21 protein-coding genes and 1 other RNA gene are annotated in these 23608 nt (G+C 69.9%); 6 read left to right on the top strand and 16 right to left on the bottom strand.

Annotated elements, in window-relative coordinates; all coding sequences use genetic code 11:
* Window positions 1–145 precede the first annotated feature (145 nt).
* Window positions 146–1168 carry an A/G-specific adenine glycosylase gene (gene mutY, locus DA69_RS01675; protein ID WP_025976229.1) on the bottom strand — a complete coding sequence of 341 codons (1023 nt, stop codon included), beginning with the start codon at window positions 1166–1168 and terminating at the stop codon, window positions 146–148.
* 21 nt (window positions 1169–1189) lie between these two features.
* Between mutY and DA69_RS01670 the strand changes: the two genes are divergently transcribed.
* The 5 genes from DA69_RS01670 (at window position 1190) to smc (ending at window position 7230) form a co-directional block, all read left to right on the top strand.
* Entirely contained in the window at window positions 1190–1747 is a 558-nt protein-coding gene (locus tag DA69_RS01670) for a DUF721 domain-containing protein (RefSeq protein ID WP_025976228.1), read from the top strand.
* A gap of 104 nt (window positions 1748–1851) precedes the next feature.
* Complete coding sequence (locus DA69_RS01665; protein WP_025976227.1) at window positions 1852–2487, top strand: thioredoxin domain-containing protein; 636 nt, start codon at window positions 1852–1854, stop codon at window positions 2485–2487.
* Between the two features lie 24 nt (window positions 2488–2511).
* Window positions 2512–3114 (top strand): DsbA family protein, encoded by a 603-nt coding sequence (locus DA69_RS01660; RefSeq protein ID WP_025976226.1) that lies wholly within the window; start codon window positions 2512–2514, stop codon window positions 3112–3114.
* Window positions 3115–3122: 8 nt separating this feature from the next.
* On the top strand, window positions 3123–3779 hold the full coding sequence (locus tag DA69_RS01655) for a thioredoxin domain-containing protein (RefSeq protein WP_029972292.1): 657 nt from the start codon (window positions 3123–3125) through the stop codon (window positions 3777–3779).
* Window positions 3780–3789: 10 nt separating this feature from the next.
* The gene (gene smc / locus DA69_RS01650) at window positions 3790–7230 is read left to right on the top strand and encodes a chromosome segregation protein SMC (protein ID WP_025976224.1); all 3441 of its coding nucleotides are present in this window, start codon (window positions 3790–3792) and stop codon (window positions 7228–7230) included.
* 139 nt (window positions 7231–7369) lie between these two features.
* Here smc and DA69_RS01645 read toward each other — a convergent pair whose 3' ends face one another.
* Window positions 7370–8227 (bottom strand): WecB/TagA/CpsF family glycosyltransferase, encoded by an 858-nt coding sequence (locus DA69_RS01645; RefSeq protein ID WP_025976223.1) that lies wholly within the window; start codon window positions 8225–8227, stop codon window positions 7370–7372.
* A gap of 85 nt (window positions 8228–8312) precedes the next feature.
* Here DA69_RS01645 and DA69_RS01640 point away from each other — a divergent pair, with 85 nt between their 5' ends.
* Window positions 8313–8759, top strand: coding sequence for a hypothetical protein (locus tag DA69_RS01640; protein WP_025976222.1), 447 nt, complete (start codon window positions 8313–8315; stop codon window positions 8757–8759).
* Window positions 8760–8775: 16 nt separating this feature from the next.
* On the opposite strand, the gene DA69_RS01635 is transcribed toward DA69_RS01640, so the two are convergent.
* The 14 genes from DA69_RS01635 to DA69_RS01570 form a co-directional block, all read right to left on the bottom strand.
* The gene (locus DA69_RS01635) at window positions 8776–9903 is read right to left on the bottom strand and encodes a mechanosensitive ion channel family protein (RefSeq protein WP_025976221.1); all 1128 of its coding nucleotides are present in this window, start codon (window positions 9901–9903) and stop codon (window positions 8776–8778) included.
* Window positions 9904–10074: 171 nt separating this feature from the next.
* Entirely contained in the window at window positions 10075–11160 is a 1086-nt protein-coding gene (murG, locus tag DA69_RS01630; protein WP_025976220.1) for an undecaprenyldiphospho-muramoylpentapeptide beta-N-acetylglucosaminyltransferase, read from the bottom strand.
* 13 nt (window positions 11161–11173) lie between these two features.
* On the bottom strand, window positions 11174–12355 hold the full coding sequence (gene ftsW / locus DA69_RS01625) for a putative lipid II flippase FtsW (protein WP_025976219.1): 1182 nt from the start codon (window positions 12353–12355) through the stop codon (window positions 11174–11176).
* Entirely contained in the window at window positions 12352–13881 is a 1530-nt protein-coding gene (locus DA69_RS01620; RefSeq protein ID WP_064108266.1) for a Mur ligase family protein, read from the bottom strand. Before DA69_RS01620 ends, ftsW begins: the two co-directional genes overlap by 4 nt.
* 4 nt (window positions 13882–13885) lie before the next feature.
* Entirely contained in the window at window positions 13886–14995 is a 1110-nt protein-coding gene (gene mraY, locus DA69_RS01615; protein ID WP_025977769.1) for a phospho-N-acetylmuramoyl-pentapeptide-transferase, read from the bottom strand.
* Window positions 14996–15007: 12 nt separating this feature from the next.
* The gene (locus DA69_RS01610) at window positions 15008–16450 is read right to left on the bottom strand and encodes a UDP-N-acetylmuramoyl-tripeptide--D-alanyl-D-alanine ligase (RefSeq protein ID WP_025977770.1); all 1443 of its coding nucleotides are present in this window, start codon (window positions 16448–16450) and stop codon (window positions 15008–15010) included.
* On the bottom strand, window positions 16443–17912 hold the full coding sequence (locus DA69_RS01605) for a UDP-N-acetylmuramoyl-L-alanyl-D-glutamate--2,6-diaminopimelate ligase (RefSeq protein WP_025977771.1): 1470 nt from the start codon (window positions 17910–17912) through the stop codon (window positions 16443–16445). The genes DA69_RS01610 and DA69_RS01605 overlap by 8 nt, the downstream gene beginning before the upstream one ends.
* Window positions 17909–19687, bottom strand: a complete 1779-nt coding sequence (locus tag DA69_RS01600; RefSeq protein WP_025977772.1) for a peptidoglycan D,D-transpeptidase FtsI family protein — start codon at window positions 19685–19687, stop codon at window positions 17909–17911. The genes DA69_RS01605 and DA69_RS01600 overlap by 4 nt, the downstream gene beginning before the upstream one ends.
* The gene (gene ftsL / locus DA69_RS01595) at window positions 19684–20079 is read right to left on the bottom strand and encodes a cell division protein FtsL (RefSeq protein ID WP_025977773.1); all 396 of its coding nucleotides are present in this window, start codon (window positions 20077–20079) and stop codon (window positions 19684–19686) included. The genes DA69_RS01600 and ftsL overlap by 4 nt, the downstream gene beginning before the upstream one ends.
* Window positions 20076–21038 carry a 16S rRNA (cytosine(1402)-N(4))-methyltransferase RsmH gene (gene rsmH / locus DA69_RS01590; RefSeq protein WP_025977774.1) on the bottom strand — a complete coding sequence of 321 codons (963 nt, stop codon included), beginning with the start codon at window positions 21036–21038 and terminating at the stop codon, window positions 20076–20078. The genes ftsL and rsmH overlap by 4 nt, the downstream gene beginning before the upstream one ends.
* Window positions 21035–21523 carry a division/cell wall cluster transcriptional repressor MraZ gene (locus DA69_RS01585; RefSeq protein ID WP_025977775.1) on the bottom strand — a complete coding sequence of 163 codons (489 nt, stop codon included), beginning with the start codon at window positions 21521–21523 and terminating at the stop codon, window positions 21035–21037. Before DA69_RS01585 ends, rsmH begins: the two co-directional genes overlap by 4 nt.
* 505 nt (window positions 21524–22028) lie before the next feature.
* Window positions 22029–22407, bottom strand: an RNA gene (gene rnpB / locus DA69_RS01580) — RNase P RNA component class A.
* 32 nt (window positions 22408–22439) lie between these two features.
* Window positions 22440–23201 (bottom strand): N-acetylmuramoyl-L-alanine amidase, encoded by a 762-nt coding sequence (locus DA69_RS01575; RefSeq protein WP_025977776.1) that lies wholly within the window; start codon window positions 23199–23201, stop codon window positions 22440–22442.
* 23 nt (window positions 23202–23224) lie between these two features.
* Entirely contained in the window at window positions 23225–23548 is a 324-nt protein-coding gene (locus DA69_RS01570) for a hypothetical protein (RefSeq protein WP_025977777.1), read from the bottom strand.
* Window positions 23549–23608 lie beyond the last annotated feature (60 nt).

Here is a 23608-nt window from a genome sequence, read left to right as displayed (position 1 = left end):
GCGGTAGGCTTGAACTTTGTGACTTCGGCAGGTGTGCAGCTAGACGCCGGCGCGGACACACCCCTCATCCGTCTCGCTGCGCGAGCCACCTTCTCCCACAAGGGGAGAAGGGTTGGTTGCGTCGACGGCTCTGCGCCTCAAACCCTCAAGCGGTTCCCAGCCCCCGCTCCAGCGCCTTCCTGAACACGGTCGGCAGGGCTTTGGCCGCCTCGTCCGCCGGGGTCCATGAGAAATCGCCCTCGCCCGTCGCCACATGCACCTCCAGCGTCAGGCTGAAGTGGGTGAAGACATGCTCGATCGATCCAGCCGCGCGCCAGTCCGCATCGATCGGCGGCGCGAACGCCGGCGTCGCGCTCCAGTCCGAGGTCGGCAGGCCCGCCATCCCGCCCAGCAGACCCTTGTCCGGCCGCCGGACCAGTGCGACCCGTCCCGCACCATCCGTCAGCACATAGGCGTGGCCGCGCCGATGCGGCCGTTCACCCTTCTTCGTCTTCAGGGGATAGCGTTCGGGCGTTCCCGTCTTCAGCGCCTCGCAGCCAAAGGCCAGCGGACACTGATCGCACAGCGGCGACCGGGGCCGACAAACGCCCGAGCCCAGGTCCATCAGCGCCTGCGCCCAGTCGCCCGGCCGATGCTCGCCCACAAACAGGGCCGCCAGCCGCCGCAGTTCGGGCCGGGCGGCGGGCAAGGGCGTCTCCAGCGCGAACAGGCGGCTCATCACCCGCTCGACATTGCCGTCGACGACGTTGGCGGGCTGGTCGAAGGCGATAGCGGCCACGGCGGCGGCGGTGTAGGCGCCCACGCCCGGCAGAGCCAGCAGCTCAGCCTCAGTCTGCGGAAAGACGCCGCCGTGTTCGGCCGTCACGGCGCGGGCGCAGGCCAGAAGGTTTCGCGCCCGGGCGTAGTAGCCCAGCCCCGCCCAGGCGGCCATCAGCTCGGCGTCCTCGACGGCCGCCAGGTCGGCCACCGTCGGCCAGCGGGTGGTGAAGCGCTCGAAATAGGGCGCGGCGTGCGGGACTGTCGTCTGCTGCAGCATCACCTCGGAGAGCCAGACGCGATAGGGGTCGGTCTTCGCCTCCGCCCCCGGCGGCGCGCGCCACGGCAGGCTGCGCGCATGGGCGTCGTACCAATCGAGCAGGGCGGCGCGGAGAGAGGGGACGTCGGTCATCGCTCAGGTTATATAGGACGAATGCGTCGTCCCCTGCCCACCGAAAGCGAAGCCCGCGAAATCCTGGCTCGGCGCCGGACGCGCCCGGCCTTGCGACCGCCGCCTCCGGCAGGCCGGTCGCTGGCGCCGCTGATCAAGAAGCTGGACGCCCAGTTCGGGCGCGGCGCCTCGGCCCTGGAGCCGCGCTGGGTCGAGATCGTGGGCGAGCGGCTGGCCCGCGTCACCCGCCCGCAGAAGCTGACCAAGGGCCGCGGCAACGCCGGCGGCACGCTGGAGCTGCGCGTCGCCGGGCCCGCCGCCCTGCTGGTCCAGCACCAGTCAGCGGACATCATCCAGCGGGTGAACCTGTTTCTGGGGGCGGGCTCGGTCGAAAAACTGCGCATCGCGCAAGGCCCGGTGAAGCCCCTGCCAGCCTCTGGCGCCAAGCCCCGCCCGCGGGGCCGCGCCGTCCTGCCGCCCCTGCCCGCCGCGATGGAAGCGGAACTGAACGCCTCGGTCGAGGCGGCCCCTGACGGGCTGAAGGCGGCGCTGGGAAAGCTGGGCCGCGCCGTGCTGTCGCAGCCTCCGCGCGAAGAGTGACGTTGACAAATCCTCCCTGCCGGCGTTCTCGACATTCAGACGTTTTCGCTCGCGCGCGAGAATCGCGCGACGGTTCCGCCTCTCATTTCTGACAAGGACCTCCAATGGCCTCGACCTTCAAATACGCCGCCATGAGCCGCCGCGCCGCCCTGTCCGCCGCCGCCCTGGCCTCGATGGCCGTGCTGGCCGGGTGTTCGGGCGGCGGCGCCGGGGGCGAAGTCGCAGGCGACATGGCGCAGGGCGCGCCCGAAGGCGCCAAGGTCACCGTGGTGGAGTACGCCTCGATCACCTGCGGCCACTGCGCCGTCTGGAACGAGGAAGTCTATCCCGAGTTCAAGAAAAAGTACGTCGACAACAACAAGGTTCGCTTCGTCTTCCGCGAATTCCCGACGCCGCCGCAGGACATCGCCGTCGCCGGCTTCCTGATCGCTCGCTGCGCTGGTCCCGACAAGTATTTCGACGTCGTTCACGACATCATGGCCAGCCAGAAGGAATGGCTGGCGGGCGTGGCGCCGCGCACCACCCTGTTCCGCGCCGGCCAGGCGGCGGGCCTCAGCGAGCAGCAGATCAACGACTGCATCCGCGACAAGGCCGCCATCGAAGCCATGGAGAAACGCATTCAGGCCGGTATCAGCGCCGGCGTGAACGGCACGCCCTACTTCACCGTCAACGGCGTGAACGTGGCCGACAGTTCCCTGTCCGGCCTGTCCGAAGCCATCGACGCGGCGCTGGCGAAGTAAACGTCCAAACGGAGGGGGGCGGACATGATGAAGCGTTCAACGGTCGTCGGCATGGCGGTCATGGCCCTGATCCTGTCCGCCTGCGGCCAGGGGGGCGGCGGGAGGGCGGCGGCCGAGGGCGACATGGCAATCGGCGCCGCCGAGGGCGCCAAGGTCACGGTGGTCGAATACGCCTCGACCACCTGCGCCGGGTGCGCCGCCTGGAACGAGCAGGTCTGGCCTGATTTCAAGGCCAAATACGTCGACACCCAAAAGGTCCGCTTCGTCTTCCGCGAATTCCCGACGCACCCTCAGGACGTGGCCGTCGCGGGATTTCTGATCGCCCGCTGCGCCGGTGAGGACAAATATTTCGAGGTGATCGACCATCTGATGCGGTCACAGGCCGAAATGCACGGCGGCGCCGCCCCGCGCGACGTCCTGCTGCGCACAGCGCAGGCCGCCGGGCTCAGCGAGGCGCAGTTCAAGACCTGCACCTCGGACAAGGCCGCCATCGCCGCCTTGGAACAGCGGATCGGGCAGGCCTCGGCGGCCGGCGTGAGCGGCACCCCGACCTTCATGGTCAACGGCCAGATCGTGAACGACAAATCGCTGGCAGGCCTGTCAGCCCACATCGATCCCCTGCTATAAAGCGCCTCATGACCCGTCGCATCCTGACCCTTATTTCGGCCTTGGCGATTGTCGGCCTGAGCGCCGCTCCGGCCGCCGCACTGGACCTGGTCCGCAAGTCCGCCGCATCCTCAAGCTCAGCTCCGACGGCAGTCCCGGCCGTGACGGCGGCGGACCGGATCATGGGCCGCGCCGACGCGCCCGTGACGGTGATCGAGTACGCTTCCTTCACCTGCAATCACTGCGTCGACTGGACCAATGAGGTCCTGCCCCAGTTCAAGGCTCGCTATATCGACACCGGCAAGGTTCGGCTGGTGTTCCGCGACATGCCGACGGCCCCGGCCCAGATCGCCTCGACGGCGGCGGGCATCGGGCGATGCGCCGCGCCGGGCCGCTTTTTCGACGTGGCCCGCGCCTTCATGAGCGGTCAGGCCGCCGCCTTCGAAAAGGGCGACGCGCGCGACTGGTTCGCGGCCGCCATCGCCGCCAGCGGCCGCACTCAGGAGCAGATCGAGGCCTGCCTCAAGGACCCCGCCGTCGGCCAGGCCCTGCAGGCCGAGGTCGAGGGCGCCGTGGCCGCCGGCGTGACCGGGACCCCCTCCTTCTTCGTCAACGGCAAGCGGGTCGATGACCATTCGCTTCAGTCCCTGTCGGCGGCCATCGACCCGTTGATCCGGGCGCGCTGACCGCGACGCGATGCAGTTCCAGCGCCTCCGGCTCGTCGGCTTCAAATCGTTCGTCGACCCGGCCGAGGTGCACATCGAGGCCGGTCTGACCGGCATCGTCGGGCCGAACGGCTGCGGCAAGTCGAACGTGCTGGAGAGCCTGCGCTGGGTCATGGGCGCCAACTCGGCCAAGGCCATGCGCGGCCAGGGCATGGAGGACGTGATCTTCGCGGGCGCTGCGGGTCGTCCGCCGCGCAACCACGCCGAAGTCCAGCTGACCATCGATAACGCCAGCAAGCGCGCGCCCCAGCCCTTCACCGACAGCCCCATGCTGGAGGTCTCGCGCCGGATCGAGCGCGGGCGCGGCTCGACCTATCGCATCAACGGCAAGGAGGTGCGGGCGCGCGACGTGCAGCTGCTGTTCGCCGACGCCTCGACCGGCGCCAACAGCCCAGCTCTGGTGCGTCAGGGCCAGATCAGCGAACTGATCGCCGCCAAGCCCCAGAACCGCCGCCGTATCCTCGAAGAAGCCGGGGGCGTGGCGGGCCTGCACACCCGCCGCCATGAGGCGGAGCTGCGGCTGCGGGCGGCCGAGACCAACCTCGACCGGCTGGACGACATCGGCAAGGAACTGGAGTCGACGCTGAACCGGCTGAAGCGCGAGGCGCGTCAGGCCGAGAAATACAAGAAGATTTCGGCCGAGATCCGCGCCCTGCAGGCGGCCCTGCTCTACGTCCGCTGGACCGACGCCAAGGCGGCGGCCGAGACGGCGGCGGCCGAACTGCGCGAGGCGGACCGGCTGGTGGCCGAAACGACCACGGCGGCGGCGGCGGCCCAGACGGCGGCCCTGAACGCGCAGGAAGGGCTGAAGCCCGCGCGTGAGGAAGACGCGGTCGCCACCGCCCTGCTGAACCGCGCCATCATCGAGCGCGACCGGCTGGACATGGCCGAACAGGCCGCCCGTGCCGAGGTCGACCGCCTGAAGGCCGAGGTCGCCCGCATCGAGGCCGACCGCGCGCGCGAGGACGGCATGGCCGCCGACGCGGCGCGCGAACTGGAGCGGCTGGACCGCGAGCTGGAGAAGCTGAAGGCCGAGATCGCCGCCGCCCCCGAGCGCGGGCCGGAACTGGAACGCGCCCTGCTGGAGGCCGAAGACGCGCGCAAGGCCGCCGACGCCGAGGTCGAACGGCTGGCCGGGACGCTGGCCGCCGTCGAAGCCCGCGCCAACGCCGAAAGCGCGCGGAAGCGCGACGCCGAGGCCCGGCTGGCGCGGGTTAAGGGCCAGCACGAACAGGCTAAGCGCGAACGCGAGGCGCTCGGCCCGCTGGAGACGCCCGAGATCGAAACGGCCAAGGCGGCGCTGGAGACGGCGCAGACCGAACTGACCGCCGCGCGCGAGGCCGTCGAGGCCGCCGAGGCCAAACGCAGCGACATCGCCCGCGCCGAGCAGGAGGCGCGCACTGCCGCTCGCGCCGCCGAGGACCGGCTGGGCCGATTGCAGACCGAGGCGCGCGGCCTGGCCCAACTGCTGGTCACGGGCAAGCGCGAACATCCCCCGGCGCTGGACAAGGTGTCGGCGGCCAAGGGCTATGAAGCGGCGCTGGCGGCGGCGCTGGGCGATGATCTGGACGCCGCGCTGGACGCCCGCGCCCCGGCGCACTGGGCGGGCGCGGACGCGGCGCCGCCGGACTGGCCGCAGGGCGTCGAGCCCCTGTCCGCCCACGTGACGGCGCCGGATCAGCTGGCGGCGCGTCTGGCCTTCTGCGGCGTGGCGTCGCGCGAGCGGATCGCCGAACTGGCTCGCGCCCTGCCGCGCGGCGCGCGCCTGACGACGGTTGAGGGCGACCTCTATCGCTGGGACGGCTTCGTCAGCCGCGCCGAGGCGCCGCGCCCCGCCGCCGTGCGTCTGGCCCAGCGCACCCGCCTGTCGGAACTGGAAGCCGAGATCGACACGGGCAAGCCCGCGCTGGAGACGGCGCAAGGGGCGCTGAAGGCCGCAGGCGAAGCCTTCCGCGCCGCCGAGGAGGAGGTCAAGGCCGCGCGCCTGCGACCCTTCACGCTGGACAAGCAGGTCGTCTCGGCCCGCGACCGGGTGGAATCCCTGATGCGCGATCAGGCCCGCAAGGAGGCCCGCGCCCAGTCGCTGGACGAGACGGTCGCCCGGCTGAACGGCGAGGTGCAGGAGGCCGAGGCCGCCTTCGCCGAGGCCAGTTCGGTGGAGTCGTCTTCCGATGTCGTCGTCGGCCTGCGTCAGGAGCTGACCGAGGCGCGCGGCGGGGCCGAACGCGCCCGGCTGGCGGCGCAGGCCGCCCGTTCGACCCGCGACGAAGAGGCTAGAGACCGCGCTATGCGCGAGCAACGGCTGGGCAGTCTGACCCGAGCCCGCGAGGGCTGGGTCACGCGATCCAGCGACAGCGCCGCCCGCCTCAAGACGCTGGAGCGCGACGCCGAGAAGGCGCAGGCAGCGCTGACGAAGGCCGAGGCCGCGCCCGCCGGTTTCGCCGAGCAGCGCAACGCCCTGATGGATTCCCTGGCCGAGGCCGAGAAGCGCAAGCAGGCCGCGACCGACGCCGTGGCCGTCGCCGAAGCGGGCGCGCAGGAGGCCGACCGCGCCGCCCGCGCCGCCGAAACCGCCGCCTCTCAGGCCCGCGAAAGCCGGGCGGGCCTGTCCGCCCGCGCCGAGGCGGCGGCCGAAAAGCTGGCCGAGAGCGCGGCCAACATCCGCGAGACGGCGCAGATGTCGCCCGAGGAACTGGGCCGGAAGCTGACCGACGACGCCATCGCCCGCCCGCCCGACGCGGCGGGGGCCGAGAGTCTGCTTTACGGCCTTGAGCGCGAGCGCGAGGCGCTGGGCGCCGTCAACCTGCGCGCCGAGGAAGAGGCGGCCGAATACGGCGACCGCCTCAGCGCCATGAAGACCGAGCGCATCGACCTGACGCAGGCGATCGCCAAGCTGCGTGACGGCATCGACGAACTGAACGCCGAGGGGCGGGAGCGGCTGATCGCCGCCTTCGACGTCATCAACACCAACTTCAAGACCCTGTTCGAGGCCCTGTTCGGCGGCGGTCAGGCCGAGCTGAAGCTGGTCGAGAGCGACGACCCGCTGGAGGCGGGTCTGGAGATCTACGCCTGCCCGCCCGGCAAGCGGCTGTCGGTGATGAGCCTGATGAGCGGCGGCGAGCAGGCCCTGACGGCGGCGGCGCTGATCTTCGGCGTCTTCCTGGCCAATCCGGCGCCGGTGTGCGTGCTGGACGAGGTCGACGCGCCGTTGGACGACGCCAACGTCGACCGCTTCTGCCGGATGCTGCACGAGATGCGCAGCCGCACCGACACCCGCTTCATCGTCATCACCCACAACCCGGTGACCATGAGCCGGATGGACCGCCTCTACGGCGTCACCATGCCCGAGCGCGGCATGAGCCAGCTGGTCAGCGTCGACCTGCAACAGGCCGAGGAGATCGTCACCGCGTAGAGGTCGCCTCTCCTCCCCATGCAATGGGGAGGTGGCTCGGCGGCGCAGCCGACGAGACGGAGGGGCGACTTGGTTCCGCTGTCGCAGAGCCCCTCCACCGCTACGCGGTCCCCCTCCCCACACAGTGGGGAGGAGAAAGTCAGCGCTTTCGCCTTCTCGCCGCACGCATGTCGGCCAGCGCCGGCCCGATCAGGAACCAGGGCTCGATGCAGTAGCGCGTGAACAGTCGTTTCGGATCGGCGAACAGACGGAACAGCCATTCGACGCCCAGCCGCCCCATCCAGCGCGGGGCGGCCTTCTGAACCCCGGCCTCATAGTCGAAGGCGGCGCCGACCGGCAGGATCGGGACCGCCGGCAGCGAAGCCAGATTGTCCGCGATCCACAGCTCCTGACGCGGCATCCCCATGCCGACGAACAGCACGTGGGGGGCGAAGTCCCTGATCGCCGCCAGGACCGCGGTATTGCCCAAGGACCCCGGCGTAGCGTCGAAATAGCCGCTGAGCCCCTTCACCGTCGCGCGCGGATAGCGGGCCGTCAGGCGCCGCGCCGCCTCTTCCGCCACGCCGTCGGCGCCGCCGATATAGAGGACGCGCCAGGCCCTGCGGTCGGCCAGGCTCCAGAAATGATCGCGCCAGTCCAGATAGGTGCAGCGGTGCTGCGGCCGCGCCGGATAGCCCAGCAGACGGGCGAAATGGATCAGAGGCGTCGAGTCCAGCTCGATCAGATCGGCCGCCTCGTACAGACGCCGCATCCCCGGCGTGCGCCGGATCAGATAGAGACTGTGCAGATTGTGGTTGGCGACGATGGACTGCACGCCCGCGTCCACGCTGCGCTCCAGATGCAGCAGCACCTCTTCGGGGCGGACCAGATCGACCGGCTCGCCCAGCAGGGCGATCCGCTCGTCTGGCCGGCGCGTCTGGCGAAACGGCGCGCGCGGCCGCCGACGTCGGTCCGGCGGCGGGCCGGAGGGGTCAAAACCGGGCGGCGCGTAATACATGACGGCTGTCTAGCCTGGCCGTTTCAACATCGGGTATGCGGACAGGGTTAATCCAAACAGAACACCGGCGCACCTCGGAGCAAGCATGCTGACCATCCCCCCGCCGCCGCCCGCCGTCGAAGCCGCGCCGCCGCCGCTGTTGGCCTTTACCGGCAGCAACCGGTTCGCCGTCTTCGCCGATCTGGCGTCGATCAGGCCGCAGCCCGACGAGGGCGCCAATGTCGTGCGGATGCGGTCGCTGCAGATCAGCCGCGAGGACATGCTGATCGGCGGCGTCGCCTATGTCGGCGGCTGGTCGTGGTGGCGATTCGACTGCGCCGCCTGGACGGCCGACCGGCTGGACTTCGCGTCGCTGCGCGCAGATGGGACCGAAGGCCCTGTCACGCCCGAGAATGCGCCGCCGGCCCCGATCACGCCGGGTCAGGACGCCTCGGCGCTGGCCGCTGCGGCGTGCGGAAAGGCTGTTCCGGCGGTGGAGGCGACCTCGACAGCGGCTGCGGTTTGGATCGGCCGCGCGCGTCTGGTTCCCTAAGATCGCTTCTTGATCGTCAGGGCGTTTCCGGCTTCAGGCGCAGGGCGCCGCGTTCCTCGCGGTCCAGGTCGACGCGGTCGCGCGGCAGGGCCTCGCGGCATTCGTCGCGCATGAAGGCCAGCATCTTCTCGCGCACCTCGGCGCGCAGATCGAAGGCGACCGAGGCGTTGCGCGCGCTGGTCAGGCAGCGGACCTGGGCCGTGCGTTCGGTGATGTCGGTGACCTGCAGGGCCACGACGTCGCCGTCCCAATGCGGCGAGCCATGGGCGATCTGCTCCAGCTTCACCCGCAGCCGCTCGATGGGGGCCTCGTAGTCGACGTAGAGGAAGACCACGCCGATCAGGCGCGAATCCTCGCGCGTCCAGTTCTGGAACGGCTTCTGGATGAAATAGGTCAGCGGCAGCACCATGCGCCGCCAGTCCCACAGCTTGACCACCACATAGGTCGAGGTGATTTCCTCGACCCGGCCCCACTCGCCCTCGACGATGACGGCGTCGTCCAGGCGGATCGGCTGGGCGGTGGCGATCTGGATGCCCGCGATCAGATTGGTCAGGAAGGGCTGCAGCGCCAGACCGGCGACGATGCCGACCACGCCCGCCGAAGCCAGCAGCGACAGGCCCCACTGCTTGACGCCTGGAATGGTCAGCAGCGCCAGCCCCAGGGTGATCAGGCCGATCAATATGGCGGCGACCCGCTGCAGGATGCGCGTCTGGGTGACGTGCTTGCGGGCGTAGAGGTTGTCCTCTGCCTCCATGTTGAACTTCTTCAGGTGGACGATGGCGCCCATGTCCACCGCGCCGGCCAGCATCCAGCCCGACACCAGGATGAAGCAGAACAGCAGGGTCCGGCGGATGAACAGCGACGGCTCGGGCGCCAGGGGCGAAACCGTGACCGCCAGCGCCAGGGCGATGATCATCACCGCCAGCCGCACCTTCAGCCGGGCGCGCTTCAGCATCCCCTTCCAGAAGGCGTCGCGGTTGCGCACCGCCAGCTTCAGCAGGGCGAACACCACCTGGTTGGCCGCCCAGCCGATGAAGACGAAGACGACCGTGATGATCGAAATCACCGCCCACTTGGGCAGCCAGTGAAACTGACGCCAGAGGGCGAACACGGTGTTGGTCAGGTCGAGCACGAACTGGGGCATGGCTAGACCATAGCCCTTCTCCCCGCCGGGGGAGAAGGTGGCTCGCGCAGCGAGACGGTTGAGGGGGACGCCAAATGACGCAAACCCCCATCAACCCGTCTCGATGAGGGAAGCGCCCCCTCATCCGAGCGGCTTCGCCGCCCACCTTCTCCCCCGGCGGGGAGAAGGGTCTTATGGGGCCGCCTGCTCCACCAGATCGGCCAGCCGTTGCGCGGCGTCGGGGATGGCGACCGAACGAGCCGCCGCCGACATGGCCGCCAGCGCTGCAGGATCGGACAGGATGGCGGTCAGGGCGGTCGTCAGCGTCTCGACGGTCAGGTCGTCCTCGGCGATCACCTTCGCGGCGCCCGCCTCGGCTAGAGCCCGCGCGTTCAGCGTCTGGTGGTCGTCCATCGCGATCTTCAGCGGGATGAGCAACGACGGCAGGGCCGCGACCGCCAGCTCCGAACAGGTCGAGGCGCCCGCGCGTCCGATCACCAGATGCGCCTTGGACAGCCGGTCGGCCATGTCGCGGAAGAAGGGGGCGACCTCGGCCTGGATCCCGGCGTCCAGATAGATCTGGCGCGCGGCCTCCAGCGTCTCGGGCCGCGACTGCTGCTGCACCTTCAGCCGGTTGCGGATGGCCTCGGGCAGGGCCGCCAGCGCGCGCGGCGCGGTCTCGGACAGGATGCGGGCGCCCTGACTTCCGCCGGTCACCAGCACATGGATCGGGCCGCCGCCCGCCGGCGCGGCATAGGCCCGGTCGAACAGGGCGCGGATGTCGGGCCGCACCGGATTGCCGACCAGCTGGACGCGGTCCTTCAGCTTGTCCGGCGCCCGGCCCAGGGTCGGAAAGGCCGCCGCGATCACGCCCACGCTGGGCGCCAGATAGCGGTTGGTGCGGCCCAGCACCGCGTTCTGCTCATGGATCACGGTCGGGCGGCGCGTCGTCACCGCCGCCAGAAGGGCCGGCGCCGACGGATAGCCTCCGAAGCCCACCACCACGTCCGCGCCGGTGCGCTGGAACGCGGCCTTGGCCTGGCCGACGCCCTTCATGATCGCCAGACCGGCCTTCATCAGGCCGATGGGCCCGGAACCCGTCGCCGCGTCCAGCGCCAGACGCTCTTCGGCCGGAAAGGCGTGGGCGTACTGCTCGCCGCGTTTGTCGGTGGCCAGCACCACACGCCAGCCGCGCGCCGCCATCTCGCGGGCCAGGGCCTCTGCGGGGAACATATGGCCGCCGGTGCCCCCGGCGGCGACGACGCAGACCTTGGTCATGAGCGATACTCTCTTACGGCAGCAGGCGACGGCGCGGGGCGACGTTCGAGCCGAGTTCATAGGCGCCCGGACGGCGCCGGGTCAGGGCGAGCGCAAACCCCATGGTCAGCCCCATGGCCATCATGGACGAGCCGCCATAGCTGATGAAGGGCAGCGTCATGCCCTTGGTCGGGATCAGGTTCAGGTTCACCGCCACATTGATGCAGGCCTGAAGCCCGATCAGCATGAACAGCCCCGCCGCCGCCGTCTGTTCGAAGGAGTCGTTCAGCTTCATCGCCTTGCGCATCCCGCGAATGACGATGAAGGCGTAGAGCCCGATCATAATCAACGACAGCACCAGGCCGAACTCTTCAGCGCCGACGGAATAGATGAAGTCGGTGTGCAGGTCAGGCACGTGGCGCTTCATCACGCCCTCGCCGATGCCGCGCCCGATCAGTCCCCCGTTGCGAATGGCCTCGGAGGCGCGGTCGATCTGGTGGGTGTCGGTCGTCTCGGGCGACAGGAAGCGGCTGAGACGGTCGCGCATGTGGCCGAACATGAAATACAGCGACACCACCCCGCCCGCTCCCATGGCGGCGATGACGGCGACCCACTTCAGCGGCACCCCGGCCATGAAGAAGACGGCCATGAAGGTGGTGGTGACCAGCAGCGTCTGGCCGATGTCCGGCTGGATCAGCAACAGGCCGACCGTCAGCGCCCACAGGCCGAAGGCGATGCTGACGCCCGGCACGCCCTCCCCCTTCTGGGCCTCGGCGAACATCCAGGCGGCGAAGACGATCAGGCCCGGCTTGGCGAACTCGGACGGCTGCAGGCTGAACGGCCCCAGATTGATCCAGCGCGCCGCGCCCTTCACCGTGTCGCCGACGATCGGCAGGGCGGCCATGACCAGGATGGAGCAGATCAGGGCCAGCACCGCGATCCGCCGCACGCCGCGCGGCGACAGCAGCGACGCGCCCAGCATCACAAACAGTCCCATGGTCGAGAAGACCATCATCCGCCAGGAGTAGTGGAAGGGATCGGTGATGGATTCGTCCGCCCCGATCGCCGCCGGGCTGGAGGCGAAACTCAGCGCCACGCCCAGCGCCATCAACGTCAGCGCCGCGCCCAGCAGGCCGCGATCCACCGTCCAGAACCAGCGCGCCACCATGCTCTGGTCGTTGCGCGAGAAGGGATGGCTGTAGCTGTTGTGCGTCATGCGGCGGGCTCCGGCCGTGCGCCCAGTCCCAGGACGGCGGCGCGAAACGCCTCGCCCCGGACCTCGAAATCGGGAAACTGATCGAAGCTGGCGCAGGCGGGCGACAGCAGGACGACCTGCTCGCCCCCGGCCATCGCGGCGTCGGCGGCGGCCAGTTCGACGGCGCGCTCCATCGTCTGGGCGACGACGTGCGGCGTGTCGGCCAGGGTCACGGCGAAGTCGTCCGCCGCCTCGCCGATCAGATAGGCCTTGGTCACGCGCGCGAAGAGGTCGCGCAAGCTGTCGATCCCGCCCTCCTTGGCCTTGCCGCCCGCAATCCAGAAGACGGAGGGGTAGGAGGCCAGCGCCTGCCGCGCCGCATCCGCATTCGTGGCCTTGGAGTCATTGATGAAGCGTACGGCGTCGAGGCGGCCGACGGCCTCCATGCGGTGCGACAGGCCGGGGAAGCTCAGCAGGCCCTCGACCGCCGCCTCATGCGACACGCCCAGCGCCCGCGCCGTGGCGTAAGCGAAAGCCGCGTTCTGGGCGTTGTGACGACCGGGAAGCGAGCGGGCGGCGGTCAGGTCAGCCAGCACTTCCCTGCCAGCCATCAACACGCCCGCCGCCGCCGAATACCCTTCTCCCCTCGGGGGAGAAGGTGGGCCGCGAAGCGGCTCGGATGAGGGGGACGCCAGATACGACGGCGCCTCTTCGGCAGGGAACGCGGCAGGGGACACGTCCCCCTCATCCGTCTTGCTCCGCAAGCCACCTTCTCCCCCGAGGGGAGAAGGAAGACTCAGAACCGTTTCCACCCGCCGCCCCTGCGCTTGCAGGTCCGCCGCGATCTTCCGGCCCCATTCCTCGTCCACGCCGACCAGCGCCAGAGCCTCGCCATCCTGCGCCTGGAAGATGCGGCGCTTGGCGGCGACGTAGCCTACCATCCCGCCGTGGCGGTCCAGATGGTCGGGCGATACATTGGTCAGGATCGCCACGTTCGGCGCAAAGCCCGTCGTCAGGTCCAACTGATAGGACGACACCTCGATCACATAGACCGCATCCGCCGTCGGCTCCGGCAGAGCCAGAACCCCGATGCCGATATTGCCGCCGATATGAACGGTGAGGCCCGCCTGCTTCAGCACCCAGCCGATCAGGGCCGTGGTCGTGGACTTGCCGTTGGTGCCGGTGATGGCGACCACGCGCGGCCGATCCCCCGGCGGCAAGGCGGTCAGCGCCCGCGCGAACAGCTCCACATCGCCGATGACCGGCACGCCCGCCTCATGGGCGCGCTCGACAGTCCAGTGCGGCTTGGGATGGGTCAGCGGCGCGCCCGGCGACAGCACAAGGGCGGCGAACCCGGACCAGTCGGCGCGGGTCAGATCCTCGACCAGTAAGCCTTCGGCCTCGGCCTGCATCCGGCCCGAGACGCCGTCGTCCCACAGCACGGGGACGGCCCCGCCCGCCTGCAGCGCGCGCGCCGCCGTGATCCCCGACCGCCCCAGGCCGAAGACCGCAACGCGACGCCCCTCGAAGCCGGGAACGGGGATCATCGGCTCAACGCAGCTTCAGCGTGGCCAGACCGGCCAGGGCCAGCATGGCGGCGACGATCCAGAAGCGGATCACCACGGTCGATTCCGGCCAGCCCATCTTCTCGAAATGGTGGTGGATCGGCGCCATCAGGAAGATGCGCTTGCCGGTCAGCTTGAAGTAGCCGACCTGGATCATGACCGAGGCCGCCTCGACCACGAATAGGCCCCCGACGATGCCCAGCACCAGCTCGTGCTTGGTCGCCACGGCCATCGAGCCCAGAGCGCCGCCCAGGGCCAGCGAGCCGGTGTCGCCCATGAAGATCTTGGCCGGCGGCGCATTATACCAGAGGAAGCCCATGCCCCCGCCGATGATGGCGGCGCAGAAGATGGCAAGCTCGCCCGCGCCGGGCACGTGGTGAACCTGCAGATAATCGGCGAACAGGAAGTTGCCGACCAGGTAGGAGATGATGCCGAAGGCGCCCGCCGCCATCATCACCGGCACGATGGCCAGGCCGTCCAGCCCGTCCGTCAGGTTCACCGCGTTCGAGAAGCCGATGATCGTGAAGGCCGCAAACGCCACATAGAACCAGCCGATGTTCAGCAGCACCGCCTTCAGGAAGGGGAAGGCGATCGAGGTCTCAAGCCCCGGCGAGGTCGGCGACTGGGTCATCCACAACACCGTCAGCACGCCGGCGATCACGGCGACGACCGCCTGGGCCGCCAGCTTCTGCTTGGACGTCAGCCCGGCCGAGGTCTGCTTCGTCACCTTGGCGTAGTCGTCGATGAAGCCCAGCACGCCGAACGCCGCCGTCACGCCCGAGACGATCCAGATGTAGGGATTGGTCAGGTCGCCCCACAGGAAGACCGCCACGCCGATGCCCGCCAGGATCATCAGACCGCCCATCGTCGGGGTGCCGACCTTGGACAGGTGCGAGACGGGGCCGTCGTCGCGGATCGGCTGGCCGCGGCCCTGCTTGGCGCGGATCCAGTTGATGAAACGGCTGCCCATGGCGACCGCCACGATCATGGCCGTGGCCATGGCCAGGGCCACGCGCACCGTCTGATACTGGATCAGGTGCAGCAGCGGATATTCCTGGGCGATGTCCGCGTAATAGAGATAGAGCAGATAGAACATTCTTGGGTGACCCTATCGCGTCGCGCGCGGCGCGCCGCTGCTTGAGGGGTTGTTGCCTTGTTCGGTCACGCCGAGCTTTGCAAGCGCGGCCGCGACCAGCGAGGCCTTTGATCCGTTCGAGCCCTTGACCATGACGACGTCGCCCGGCCGGACCAGGCTGGCGGCCTCGGCGGCCAGCTCGGCGGCGGTCTCGCGCCACTGCCCGCGCAGCGACGGCGGCAGCGCCTCATGCAGCAGGCGCATCTGCGGCCCAGCCGTATGCACCAGGTCCAGCCCAGCCGCAGCGATGGCGGGGGCGAGGCCTTCGTGCAGGGCGCGGCTGTGCTCGCCCAACTCCAGCATGTCGCTCAGCACGACGACGCGGCGCCCGCCCGGCCCGACCGGCTTGGCGCCCAGGCTGGCGAAGCCCGCCTTCATCGACAACGAATTGGCGTTGTAGCTCTCGTCGATCAGGGTGAAGGCGCCGCCCGGGATGGCGACCGTCCTCATCTGCCCCCTGCCCGCCAGCGGCTGAAAGCCCGCCAGCGCCTGCAAGGCCGTCTCCAGCGACACGTCCAGCGCCTGCAGCATCAGGATGACGCACAGGCTGTTCAGGCCCCAGTGCACGCCCGACTGGGCGAGGCGATATTCGATGCGCCGTCCGTCCAGCTCGGCGGTGACGGTCGCGCCCTCGCTATCCGCGACGAAGTCCAGCAGGCGCGCGTCGCAGCCAGGCGCATGGCCGAAGCTCCGCACGACGGCCCCGGCCTTTTCCGCGCCCTGACGCACGATGTCGGCGTGGGCGTCGGCGGCGTTGACCACGGCGATGCCGCCCGGCGCCAGCCCCTCGAAGATGGCGGCCTTTTCGCGCGCCACGCCCGCCTCGCCGTCAGCGAAGGCTTCGATATGCACCGGCCCGACCGTGGTGACGCAGGCGGCGTGCGGGCGCACGAAGGCCGACAGCGGCCCGATCTCGCCCGGATGGTTCATGCCGATTTCGAACACGGCGCGATCCGTGCCCTGCGGCATCCGCGCCAGCGTCAGCGGCACGCCGATGTGGTTGTTGTAGCTCTTGATCGAGGCGTGGCTTGATCCCGCCAGATCAAGGCCCGCCTTGATCGCCTGGGTCACGCTGGTCTTGCCGACGCTGCCGGTGACGGCCCCGCGCAGGCGGGCGCGATCGCGCGCGGCGACGCCCAGCGCCTCCAGCCCCTTCAGGGTGTCGGGAACCAGGACGTACGGTCCGCCCTCGACCAGCCGGTCGACCAGCGCGACCGTCGCCCCCGCCGCAAAGGCGGCCTCGGCGAACTCATGCCCGTCGCGGGCGCCGTGCAGGGCCAGGAACAGGTCGCCCGGCTGGATCTCGCGGCTGTTGTAGGTCAGGCCCGAGACAGGAACATCGGGTCCGTGAAGTTGGCCGCCGGTCGCCGAGGCGATCGCTTCGGCGGTCCAGAGCGGCGTGTGAGCGTCAGGCATGATCTTTCAGGGCTTCGGTCGCTTCGGCGGCGTCGTCGAAGGGGTGCACGACTCCGCCGACGATCTGACCCTGTTCATGCCCTTTTCCGGCGATCACGACCACATCTCCTTCACGCATCAGGGATATGGCGTGGCGGATGGCCTCGCGGCGGTCGCCGACTTCCAGCGCGTCCGGGCAGCCCGCACGCACCTGAGCGCGGATGGCGGCGGGGTCCTCCGAGCGCGGGTTGTCGTCGGTGACGATGGCCACGTCGGCCAGACGCCCGGCGATCTCGCCCATCAGCGGACGCTTGGCCCGATCCCGGTCGCCGCCCGCGCCGAAGACGACGATCAGGCGGCCCGTCGCGTGCGGACGCAGGGCGTTCAGCACCGTCTCCAGCCCGTCGGGCGTGTGGGCGTAGTCGACATAGACCTCGCCCCCGCGCGCGCCGCCCGGGATGCGTTGCAGGCGGCCCTGCGCGCCCTGAATCAGCTCCAGCGCCGGGATCACCTGGTCGGGATCCTCGCCGCCCGCGATGCACAGGCCCGCCGCCACCAGGGCGTTGGACGCCTGAAACGCGCCCGCGAGAGGCAGCAGAATGTCATGCACCCGGCCGCGCGCATCAAGGGTCAGGCGCTGGCCTTCCGGGGTCGCCCGGCGCGCCAGCAGCGTCAGGTCGCGCCCGCGCTCGCCCACGCCCATCACGCCCAGACCGGCCATGATCGAGGCCGAGGCGAACGCCGAATAGGCGTCGGAATCGGCGTTCAGCACGGCGGTGCGCCCGCGCGGCAGCAGGGCCTCGAACAGGCGCAGCTTGGCGGCGCGGTACTCGTCCATCGTGCCGTGATAGTCGAGGTGGTCCTGCGTCAGATTGGTGAAGCCTGCGGCCTTGATCGCCACTCCGTCCAGGCGACGCTGATCGATGCCGTGGGACGAGGCTTCGAGCGCCAGGTGCGTCACCTCTTTGCGGGCCAGCTCGGCCAGCAGGCGCGCGGCCTCGGCGGCGTCGGGGCTGGTCAGGCCGGGGCCGGTCAGGGCGTAGGTCTTGTCGCCCTTCTGGCCGACGACGCCCAGGGTGCCCATGCTGGCCGACTTCAGGCCCAGGCCGGCCCAGATCTGGCGGCAGAAGTTGGCGACCGAGGTCTTGCCGTTGGTGCCGGTGATCGCGACGCAGGTGCGCGGCTGGGCGCCGTAGAAGGCGCGCGCGGCGATAGCGTAGGCCCGGTGCACGTCGCCCGATCCGACCAGGACCGGCGCCGCGCCCGCAGGCGTGTCCGACGGCGCCAGCACTGCGGCGGCGCCTTTCGCCAAGGCTTGCGGAATGAAGGCGCGGCCGTCGGCCTGCGTCCCCGGCAAGGCGACGAACAGGGCGCCAGGCACGACCTGACGGCTGTCGGCGGTGACGGCGGTGATCTCCGGGTCGGAAGCCACATCGCGGCGCAGCAGTTCGGAGAGACGCAAGTGGGCGCTGGGAAGGCTCATCGGCCGTCGCCCTCCACGTCCTGGAACTCGGGGATCTTTTCGCCCAGCGCGGTGGACCAGCGGTCGGCCTTGCGCTCGACGCCCAGGAAGCCGGCGATCCGGTTGGCGATGCGGCCCACGGCGGGCGCGGCGACGTAGCCGCCGGTGCGCGGATAGACGCCCGGCTCATCCATCAGGACGAAGACGGTGTAGCGCTTGGCGTCGACCGGGCCGTCGGCGGGGAAGACCCCGGCGAAGGAGCCGACGGCCACCGCCGGATTATAGCGGCCGTTGACCAGCTTATTGGCCGAACCCGTCTTGCCGCCCATGCGCAGGCCCGGCGCATCGGCGAACCGGCCCGAACCGCGCGTGACGTTGCGGCGCATCAGGTCCAGCATGGTCGCCGAGGTCTCGGGCGAGACGACCTGATGCGTCTGGGCGTTCGGACGGCCGCCCTTGCGCAGGGTCGGGGCCACATAGCGCCCGCCGTTGCTCAGCGCGCCATAGGCCGCCACATACTGGATCGGCGTGACCATGACGCCATAGCCGAAGGACAGCGACGCCAGGGTGCTGTCGTCCCACTTGCGCACCTTGGGCGGGGCGGCCGACTCCTTCAACTCGATCGGCGCGGCGTCCAGCAGGCCCAGACGGCGGAAATAGTCGCGCATCACATCGCCGCCCATCTCGACCGCCAGTCGCGAGGTGCCGATGTTGGACGAATGCAGATAGACCTCCTCCAGCGTCAGCACCTTGTTGGTGGCGTGGAAGTCGGTGATGCGGCGCTTGCCGATCTGCAGGGCCTGAGAGGCGTCGAACAGGGTGTTCATGTCGGCCCGGCCGGTGTCGATCCCTGCGGCGACGGTGAAGCTCTTGAACACCGAACCCATTTCATAGTGGGCCGAGACGACGCGGTTCAGCGTGGCCTCTTCCGGCGCGGCGTTGCGGCGGTTGGCGTCATAGGTCGGCCACGAGGCCATCGCCAGGATCTCGCCTGTCTGCACGTCGGCGACGACGGCGACGGCCCCCTTGACCTTGTGTTCCTCGGCGGCGATCGCCAGCTCGTTCTCGACCACGCCCTGGACCCGCAGGTCGATCGACAGGGGGAAGTCCTCGCCCGCGACGCCCGCCGCGCGGATTTCCTGGTTGAAGGCCAGTTCGGCGCCCGCGACGCCCTCGCCGCCCGTATCCGAACGACCGATCAGATGCACGGCCGAGCTGCCCAGCGGATAGACGCGGCGGTCCTCCGGCTCGAACGTCACTCCGCCCAGCGCCAGCGCATGGACCGCGCGGCGCTCCGACGGCGTCAGGCCGGTCAGCACGATCAGGCGGCGCTCGCCGCTCATCACCTTGTCCAGACGCTTGGCCGGGATGCGCGGCAGGGCGCGGCGCAGCTGCGCCTTGGCGGCCGGAATGTCCCAGACCTCGCGCGGGTCGATATAGAGGCCGTAGTGGGTGATGTTGGTCGCCAGCAACTGGCCGTTGCGATCCACCAGATCGGCCCGCGTCAGGGCGCCGGGATGGAAGCCCGCCCCCGTCCCTCGCGCCGGCGCCAGCAACGCCGCGTGCGCCGCGCCCAGGGCCAGGCAGGCGAAGACGGCGCAGAAGGCCGCCATGATCAGGAAGATGCGGACGCGGGTGTCTTCTTCGGGCCGGGCGTCGGCGCGGGCGCGCTCGAACGAGTGCTCCAGGTTCCACACCAGGGAGGCGACCCAGCGCCCCCAGGCCGACACCGCGCCGCCGAAGGTCGCCTGTGGACGGCCGCGATAGCCCATGCCGTGATGGTCATGCACGCTCATTGCACGACCTCCGCAGCGGCGGCGGGCGCGGCAGGCGCCTGTTCGGCGGGCTTCTCAGCCGGCGGCGGCGCGATTTCGGGCAGGGTCGCCTCGCCCGCCTGCTTCTTCACATCGACCGGGCCCAGTCCGATCTCGCGCGACAGGGCCTCCAGACGCGCGGGCTGCTCCAGGCGCGTGACCTCGGCGCGCAGCAGGCGGACCCGCTGGCGGTTTTCACGGATGTCGCGCTCGATGCGGCTGATCTCGGCGCTTTCGCGGGCGGCGGCCGCCTTGGCGATATAGACCGAGAAGACCAGGGCCAGGACGCAGGCCACGCCGATGATCTCGACGCAGCGCACGCCGCGCACCTTCCACTCGAACAGCCGCTGGACCGGGGCGGGGACAGCGATCATGCGCCCCTCCCCTTCGCCGCGCCCCAGGCCGGCGCGTCCGTGCGGACAGCGGCGCGGATCTTGGCCGAGCGGGCGCGGGGGTTGGCGGCCAGTTCGGCCTCGCCCGCCTCGCGCGCGCCTTTGAACAGCAGGTCGAAGCTGGGCTTGCGCGTCTCCACCGCGACCGGCGCATGGCGCGAGCCGCCCGGCGCATTGCCGGTGCGCTCGGTCAGGAAGGCTTTGACTATGCGGTCTTCCAGCGAATGGAAGGTGACGACAACCAGCCGCCCGCCCGGCGCCAGCGTCGCCTCGGCCGCCTCCAGCCCGCGCTCCAGCTCGCCCAACTCGTCGTTGACGGCGATGCGCAGGGCCTGAAACACGCGCGTCGCCGGATGGATGGCGGCGCCGCGCCGGCCGCCCAGAGCCTTTTCCACCACGTCGGCCAGATCCAGCGTGCGGGTGAAGGGCTGCTCGACCCGGCGACGCAGGATGGCGGTCGCGACCCGGCCTGACTGACGCTCGTCGCCGTACAGCTTGAAGATATGGGCCAGCGGCCCGTGATCCCAGGTGTTGACGATGTCGGCGGCGGTCTGCCCCTCATCGGACATGCGCATGTCCAGCGGCCCGTCGCGCATGAAGGAGAAGCCGCGCTCGGCCTGATCCAGCTGCATGGACGAGACGCCGATATCGAAGACGGCGCCGTCCAGCTTGGCCTTGCCGCTTTCCTCGAACGCCTCGGCCAGGCCCGAGAATGGGGTGCGGATCAGTTGGAAGCGATCCGGGAAGTCGCGCGCGACGGCCTCGGCGAAAGGCTGCACCGTCGGGTCGCGATCCAGCGCCACGACTTCGGCGCCGCGCTCCAGGATGGCGCGGGTGTAGCCGCCGGCTCCGAAGGTGGCGTCGATGATGACATCGCCCGGCTTGGGATCGAGCGCCTCGATCACCTCGGCCAGCAGGACGGGGGCGTGGGGAGAGGTCATGCCGCCCCTCCGGCCTTGGCGGCCATCACCTGACCTTGGGCCTGGCGACGCATCTCGCCGAACTGCTTGAGGCCCTCACGCGCCATGCGGCGCTGCTCGGCGCGGTGCGCGGCCCACTTGTCCTTGTTCCAGATCTGGAAGCGTTCGCCGACGCCGTAGATGACGACCGTGTCGGACAGGTCGACCTCGGCGCACAGATGTTCGGGCAGGGTGATGCGCCCGCCCGAGTCATAGGCCAGCGGCTTCTGCTCGCCGAAGATCGAGGCCTCCAGAGCCGAACGGTAGGGATCGCCGAAGGGCAGGCTTTCGATCACCGCGCGATATTCGGCGAACAGCTTGTCGCCGCCCGCTTCCAGGCAATCGGCTTCGATGGAGGGAAAGCAGAAGACGCCGTGTTCAGCGCCGTTCTCGGCCGTGCGGAATTCCTGAGGGATCAGGAGACGGCGCTTGCCGTCCAGCTGCTTCTCGTAGGTCGAGAGAAACACGCCCTGCCCTATCGAACCCTGCGGCTCGTCCCTGAAGTCCGTTGATGAAAGCCCACGCGTCGGGCGTTCGGCCCCTACTCATGAGCGATTGGGATAGCATGGGACACAATGGGCCTCAATGGGATTAGTTGACACCCTTTAACCTAATTTGCGGTTCGCCGGGCCTCGCAAAGACTGTAAAATCAGAACATACATGGAACAAAGTGAGTATTCACAGCCTGTGGACGGGTTCTAAGGCCTTAATTTCAACGGAATAGTTAATGGCAAAGCCGATGCCGCCGACCCGCGCTCGTCTCCACACCGTCATCCTCGGGCTTGACCCGAGGATTGAGCGGCCCGCGCGTTCCCGACCTCCGACGACGCGCAGACGGACGGCCGGATCCTCGGGTCAAGCCCGAGGATGACGGCGTCAAAAAAGAGCGACTGCCCTCCAGCAGCGCGAACGCGCGGTAGGGCGAATATCAGCCCTCAGGCAGGCCGAACGGCCGTTAGGGCCTCTAAAGAAAACGCCAGACGGCCTGTAAGCCGGGTTCTGTTCCGCTCGAAAGCGGCGACGATCATTCCTCTGGGCCGGCCATTGCTGGACGGCTCTCGCGACCTACCCGGACATCTGGGGCGGTGAACCCTGCAGAGCGAACCCCGCGCGATGTCCCTATTTGGTCTTGCTCCAGGCGGGGCTTGCCATGCCGTCGACGTTGCCGCCGACGCGGTGGGCTCTTACCCCACCCTTTCACCCTTCCCTGAGCCGAAGCCCAGGCGGTTTGCTTTCTGTGGCGCTGTCCCTCGGGTCGCCCCGGGCGGGCGTTACCCGCCGCCTTTTCACCGTGGAGCCCGGACTTTCCTCGACAGGAGCAAGCCCCCGCCGCGACCGCCCGGCCGTCTGGCGAGCGCTAGATGCGCGCGATAGGGCGCCGCGTCAATCCAGAACGCCCGTCACGCTCTCAACCGAGGCCAGTTGCAGCAGGCCGACCAGGCGCGCGCGCGTCTCGCCGTCGGCGATCCCATCGACGCGATCGGGCCGCCAGCGGCGCTGGAAGGCCTCGACGGTCAGGCGGGTTTCTTCGTCATAGGCGCCGCCGGGTTGCAGGCCGTAGCCCAGCCGGTGCAGGCCAGAGCGCAGGACGATGACGCCCAGCCCCTCGTCGCCCGGCGACAGCGGCCCGCCCAGGGCGGCGATGCGTTCGGGCGCGGGGTCGAACCACAGGCCGTGCCCAGCCTCGGCCAGACGCTTCCACGGAAACAGCTCGCCGGGATCCTGCTTGCGCTCGGGCGCCATGTCGGAGTGGCCGATGATGCGGGCGTCGGGGATGGACCAGCGGGTGCGGATGTCGCCGATCAACGCGATCAACGCCTCGATCTGCGGCGCGGGGAACAGGCGATAGCCGAACTCATGGCCAGGATTGACGATTTCGATGCCGATCGAGGCGGCGTTGACGTCGGTCTCGCCCTGCCAGGCGCCGCGCCCGGCGTGCCAGGCGCGGCGCTCCTCCGCCACCAGGCGCAGGACCGAGCCGTCCTCGTCGACGACGTAGTGGGCCGAGACCTTGGCCTCGGGATCGCGAAGGCGGGCCACGGCCTCCTCGGCCGTCGGCATGCCGGTATAGTGCAGCACCAGCATGTCCGGCGGGCCGCGTCGGGCGTCGAAGTTAGGGGACGGCGCGTCGGTGAAGGATATCATGGCCGGGAGATCATGCGGGCCGATCAGCGCCCTTCCTTTTCCCAGCCGTACGTCACCCAGGTGTCGCCGACCTTTTTGGCGTCGATCACGCCCTCATCCCGACGACGACGGGCGGTCATGGCGCGTCGTGCGCGCAGGGCGAAACCCGCGACGAAGACCAGAACTCCGCCTACCACGGCGATCAGAGCCACGGCGGCGGCGGTGAACACCGCCAACAGCGCGCCCACGGCGACAGCCAGGGCGGTGGCGATCAGACCCGCCGCCCAAAAGAAGGGCGCCAGCAGGCCGGAACCCGGCCGACGGCGCGCATTGAAACCCAGCGGGCCCATCGGGTCGGAGTTGATCATGAACTCAAAACCTCTCTCAGCGTCCGGATGAACGCCTGAGGCGCAATGTCGGACCATCGA

Source organism: Brevundimonas naejangsanensis (assembly GCF_000635915.2).
Classification (GTDB): Bacteria; Pseudomonadota; Alphaproteobacteria; order Caulobacterales; family Caulobacteraceae; genus Brevundimonas; species Brevundimonas sanguinis.
Note: the sequence above shows the minus strand (reverse complement) of the source record. Positions and strands in the feature narration are given on the sequence as shown.

Excerpts from the sequence above, each read along its gene's own strand:
- mutY (WP_025976229.1), bottom strand. The coding sequence starts at position 1,168 with ATGACCGACGTCCCCTCTCTCCGCGCCGCCCTGCTCGATTGGTACGAC.
- DA69_RS01670 (WP_025976228.1), top strand. The coding sequence starts at position 1,190 with ATGCGTCGTCCCCTGCCCACCGAAAGCGAAGCCCGCGAAATCCTGGCT.
- DA69_RS01665 (WP_025976227.1), top strand. The coding sequence starts at position 1,852 with ATGGCCTCGACCTTCAAATACGCCGCCATGAGCCGCCGCGCCGCCCTG.
- DA69_RS01660 (WP_025976226.1), top strand. The coding sequence starts at position 2,512 with ATGATGAAGCGTTCAACGGTCGTCGGCATGGCGGTCATGGCCCTGATC.
- DA69_RS01655 (WP_029972292.1), top strand. The coding sequence starts at position 3,123 with ATGACCCGTCGCATCCTGACCCTTATTTCGGCCTTGGCGATTGTCGGC.
- smc (WP_025976224.1), top strand. The coding sequence starts at position 3,790 with ATGCAGTTCCAGCGCCTCCGGCTCGTCGGCTTCAAATCGTTCGTCGAC.
- DA69_RS01645 (WP_025976223.1), bottom strand. The coding sequence starts at position 8,227 with ATGTATTACGCGCCGCCCGGTTTTGACCCCTCCGGCCCGCCGCCGGAC.
- DA69_RS01640 (WP_025976222.1), top strand. The coding sequence starts at position 8,313 with ATGCTGACCATCCCCCCGCCGCCGCCCGCCGTCGAAGCCGCGCCGCCG.
- DA69_RS01635 (WP_025976221.1), bottom strand. The coding sequence starts at position 9,903 with ATGCCCCAGTTCGTGCTCGACCTGACCAACACCGTGTTCGCCCTCTGG.
- murG (WP_025976220.1), bottom strand. The coding sequence starts at position 11,160 with ATGACCAAGGTCTGCGTCGTCGCCGCCGGGGGCACCGGCGGCCATATG.
- ftsW (WP_025976219.1), bottom strand. The coding sequence starts at position 12,355 with ATGACGCACAACAGCTACAGCCATCCCTTCTCGCGCAACGACCAGAGC.
- DA69_RS01620 (WP_064108266.1), bottom strand. The coding sequence starts at position 13,881 with ATGATCCCCGTTCCCGGCTTCGAGGGGCGTCGCGTTGCGGTCTTCGGC.
- mraY (WP_025977769.1), bottom strand. The coding sequence starts at position 14,995 with ATGTTCTATCTGCTCTATCTCTATTACGCGGACATCGCCCAGGAATAT.
- DA69_RS01610 (WP_025977770.1), bottom strand. The coding sequence starts at position 16,450 with ATGCCTGACGCTCACACGCCGCTCTGGACCGCCGAAGCGATCGCCTCG.
- DA69_RS01605 (WP_025977771.1), bottom strand. The coding sequence starts at position 17,912 with ATGAGCCTTCCCAGCGCCCACTTGCGTCTCTCCGAACTGCTGCGCCGC.
- DA69_RS01600 (WP_025977772.1), bottom strand. The coding sequence starts at position 19,687 with ATGAGCGTGCATGACCATCACGGCATGGGCTATCGCGGCCGTCCACAG.
- ftsL (WP_025977773.1), bottom strand. The coding sequence starts at position 20,079 with ATGATCGCTGTCCCCGCCCCGGTCCAGCGGCTGTTCGAGTGGAAGGTG.
- rsmH (WP_025977774.1), bottom strand. The coding sequence starts at position 21,038 with ATGACCTCTCCCCACGCCCCCGTCCTGCTGGCCGAGGTGATCGAGGCG.
- DA69_RS01575 (WP_025977776.1), bottom strand. The coding sequence starts at position 23,201 with ATGATATCCTTCACCGACGCGCCGTCCCCTAACTTCGACGCCCGACGC.
- DA69_RS01570 (WP_025977777.1), bottom strand. The coding sequence starts at position 23,548 with ATGATCAACTCCGACCCGATGGGCCCGCTGGGTTTCAATGCGCGCCGT.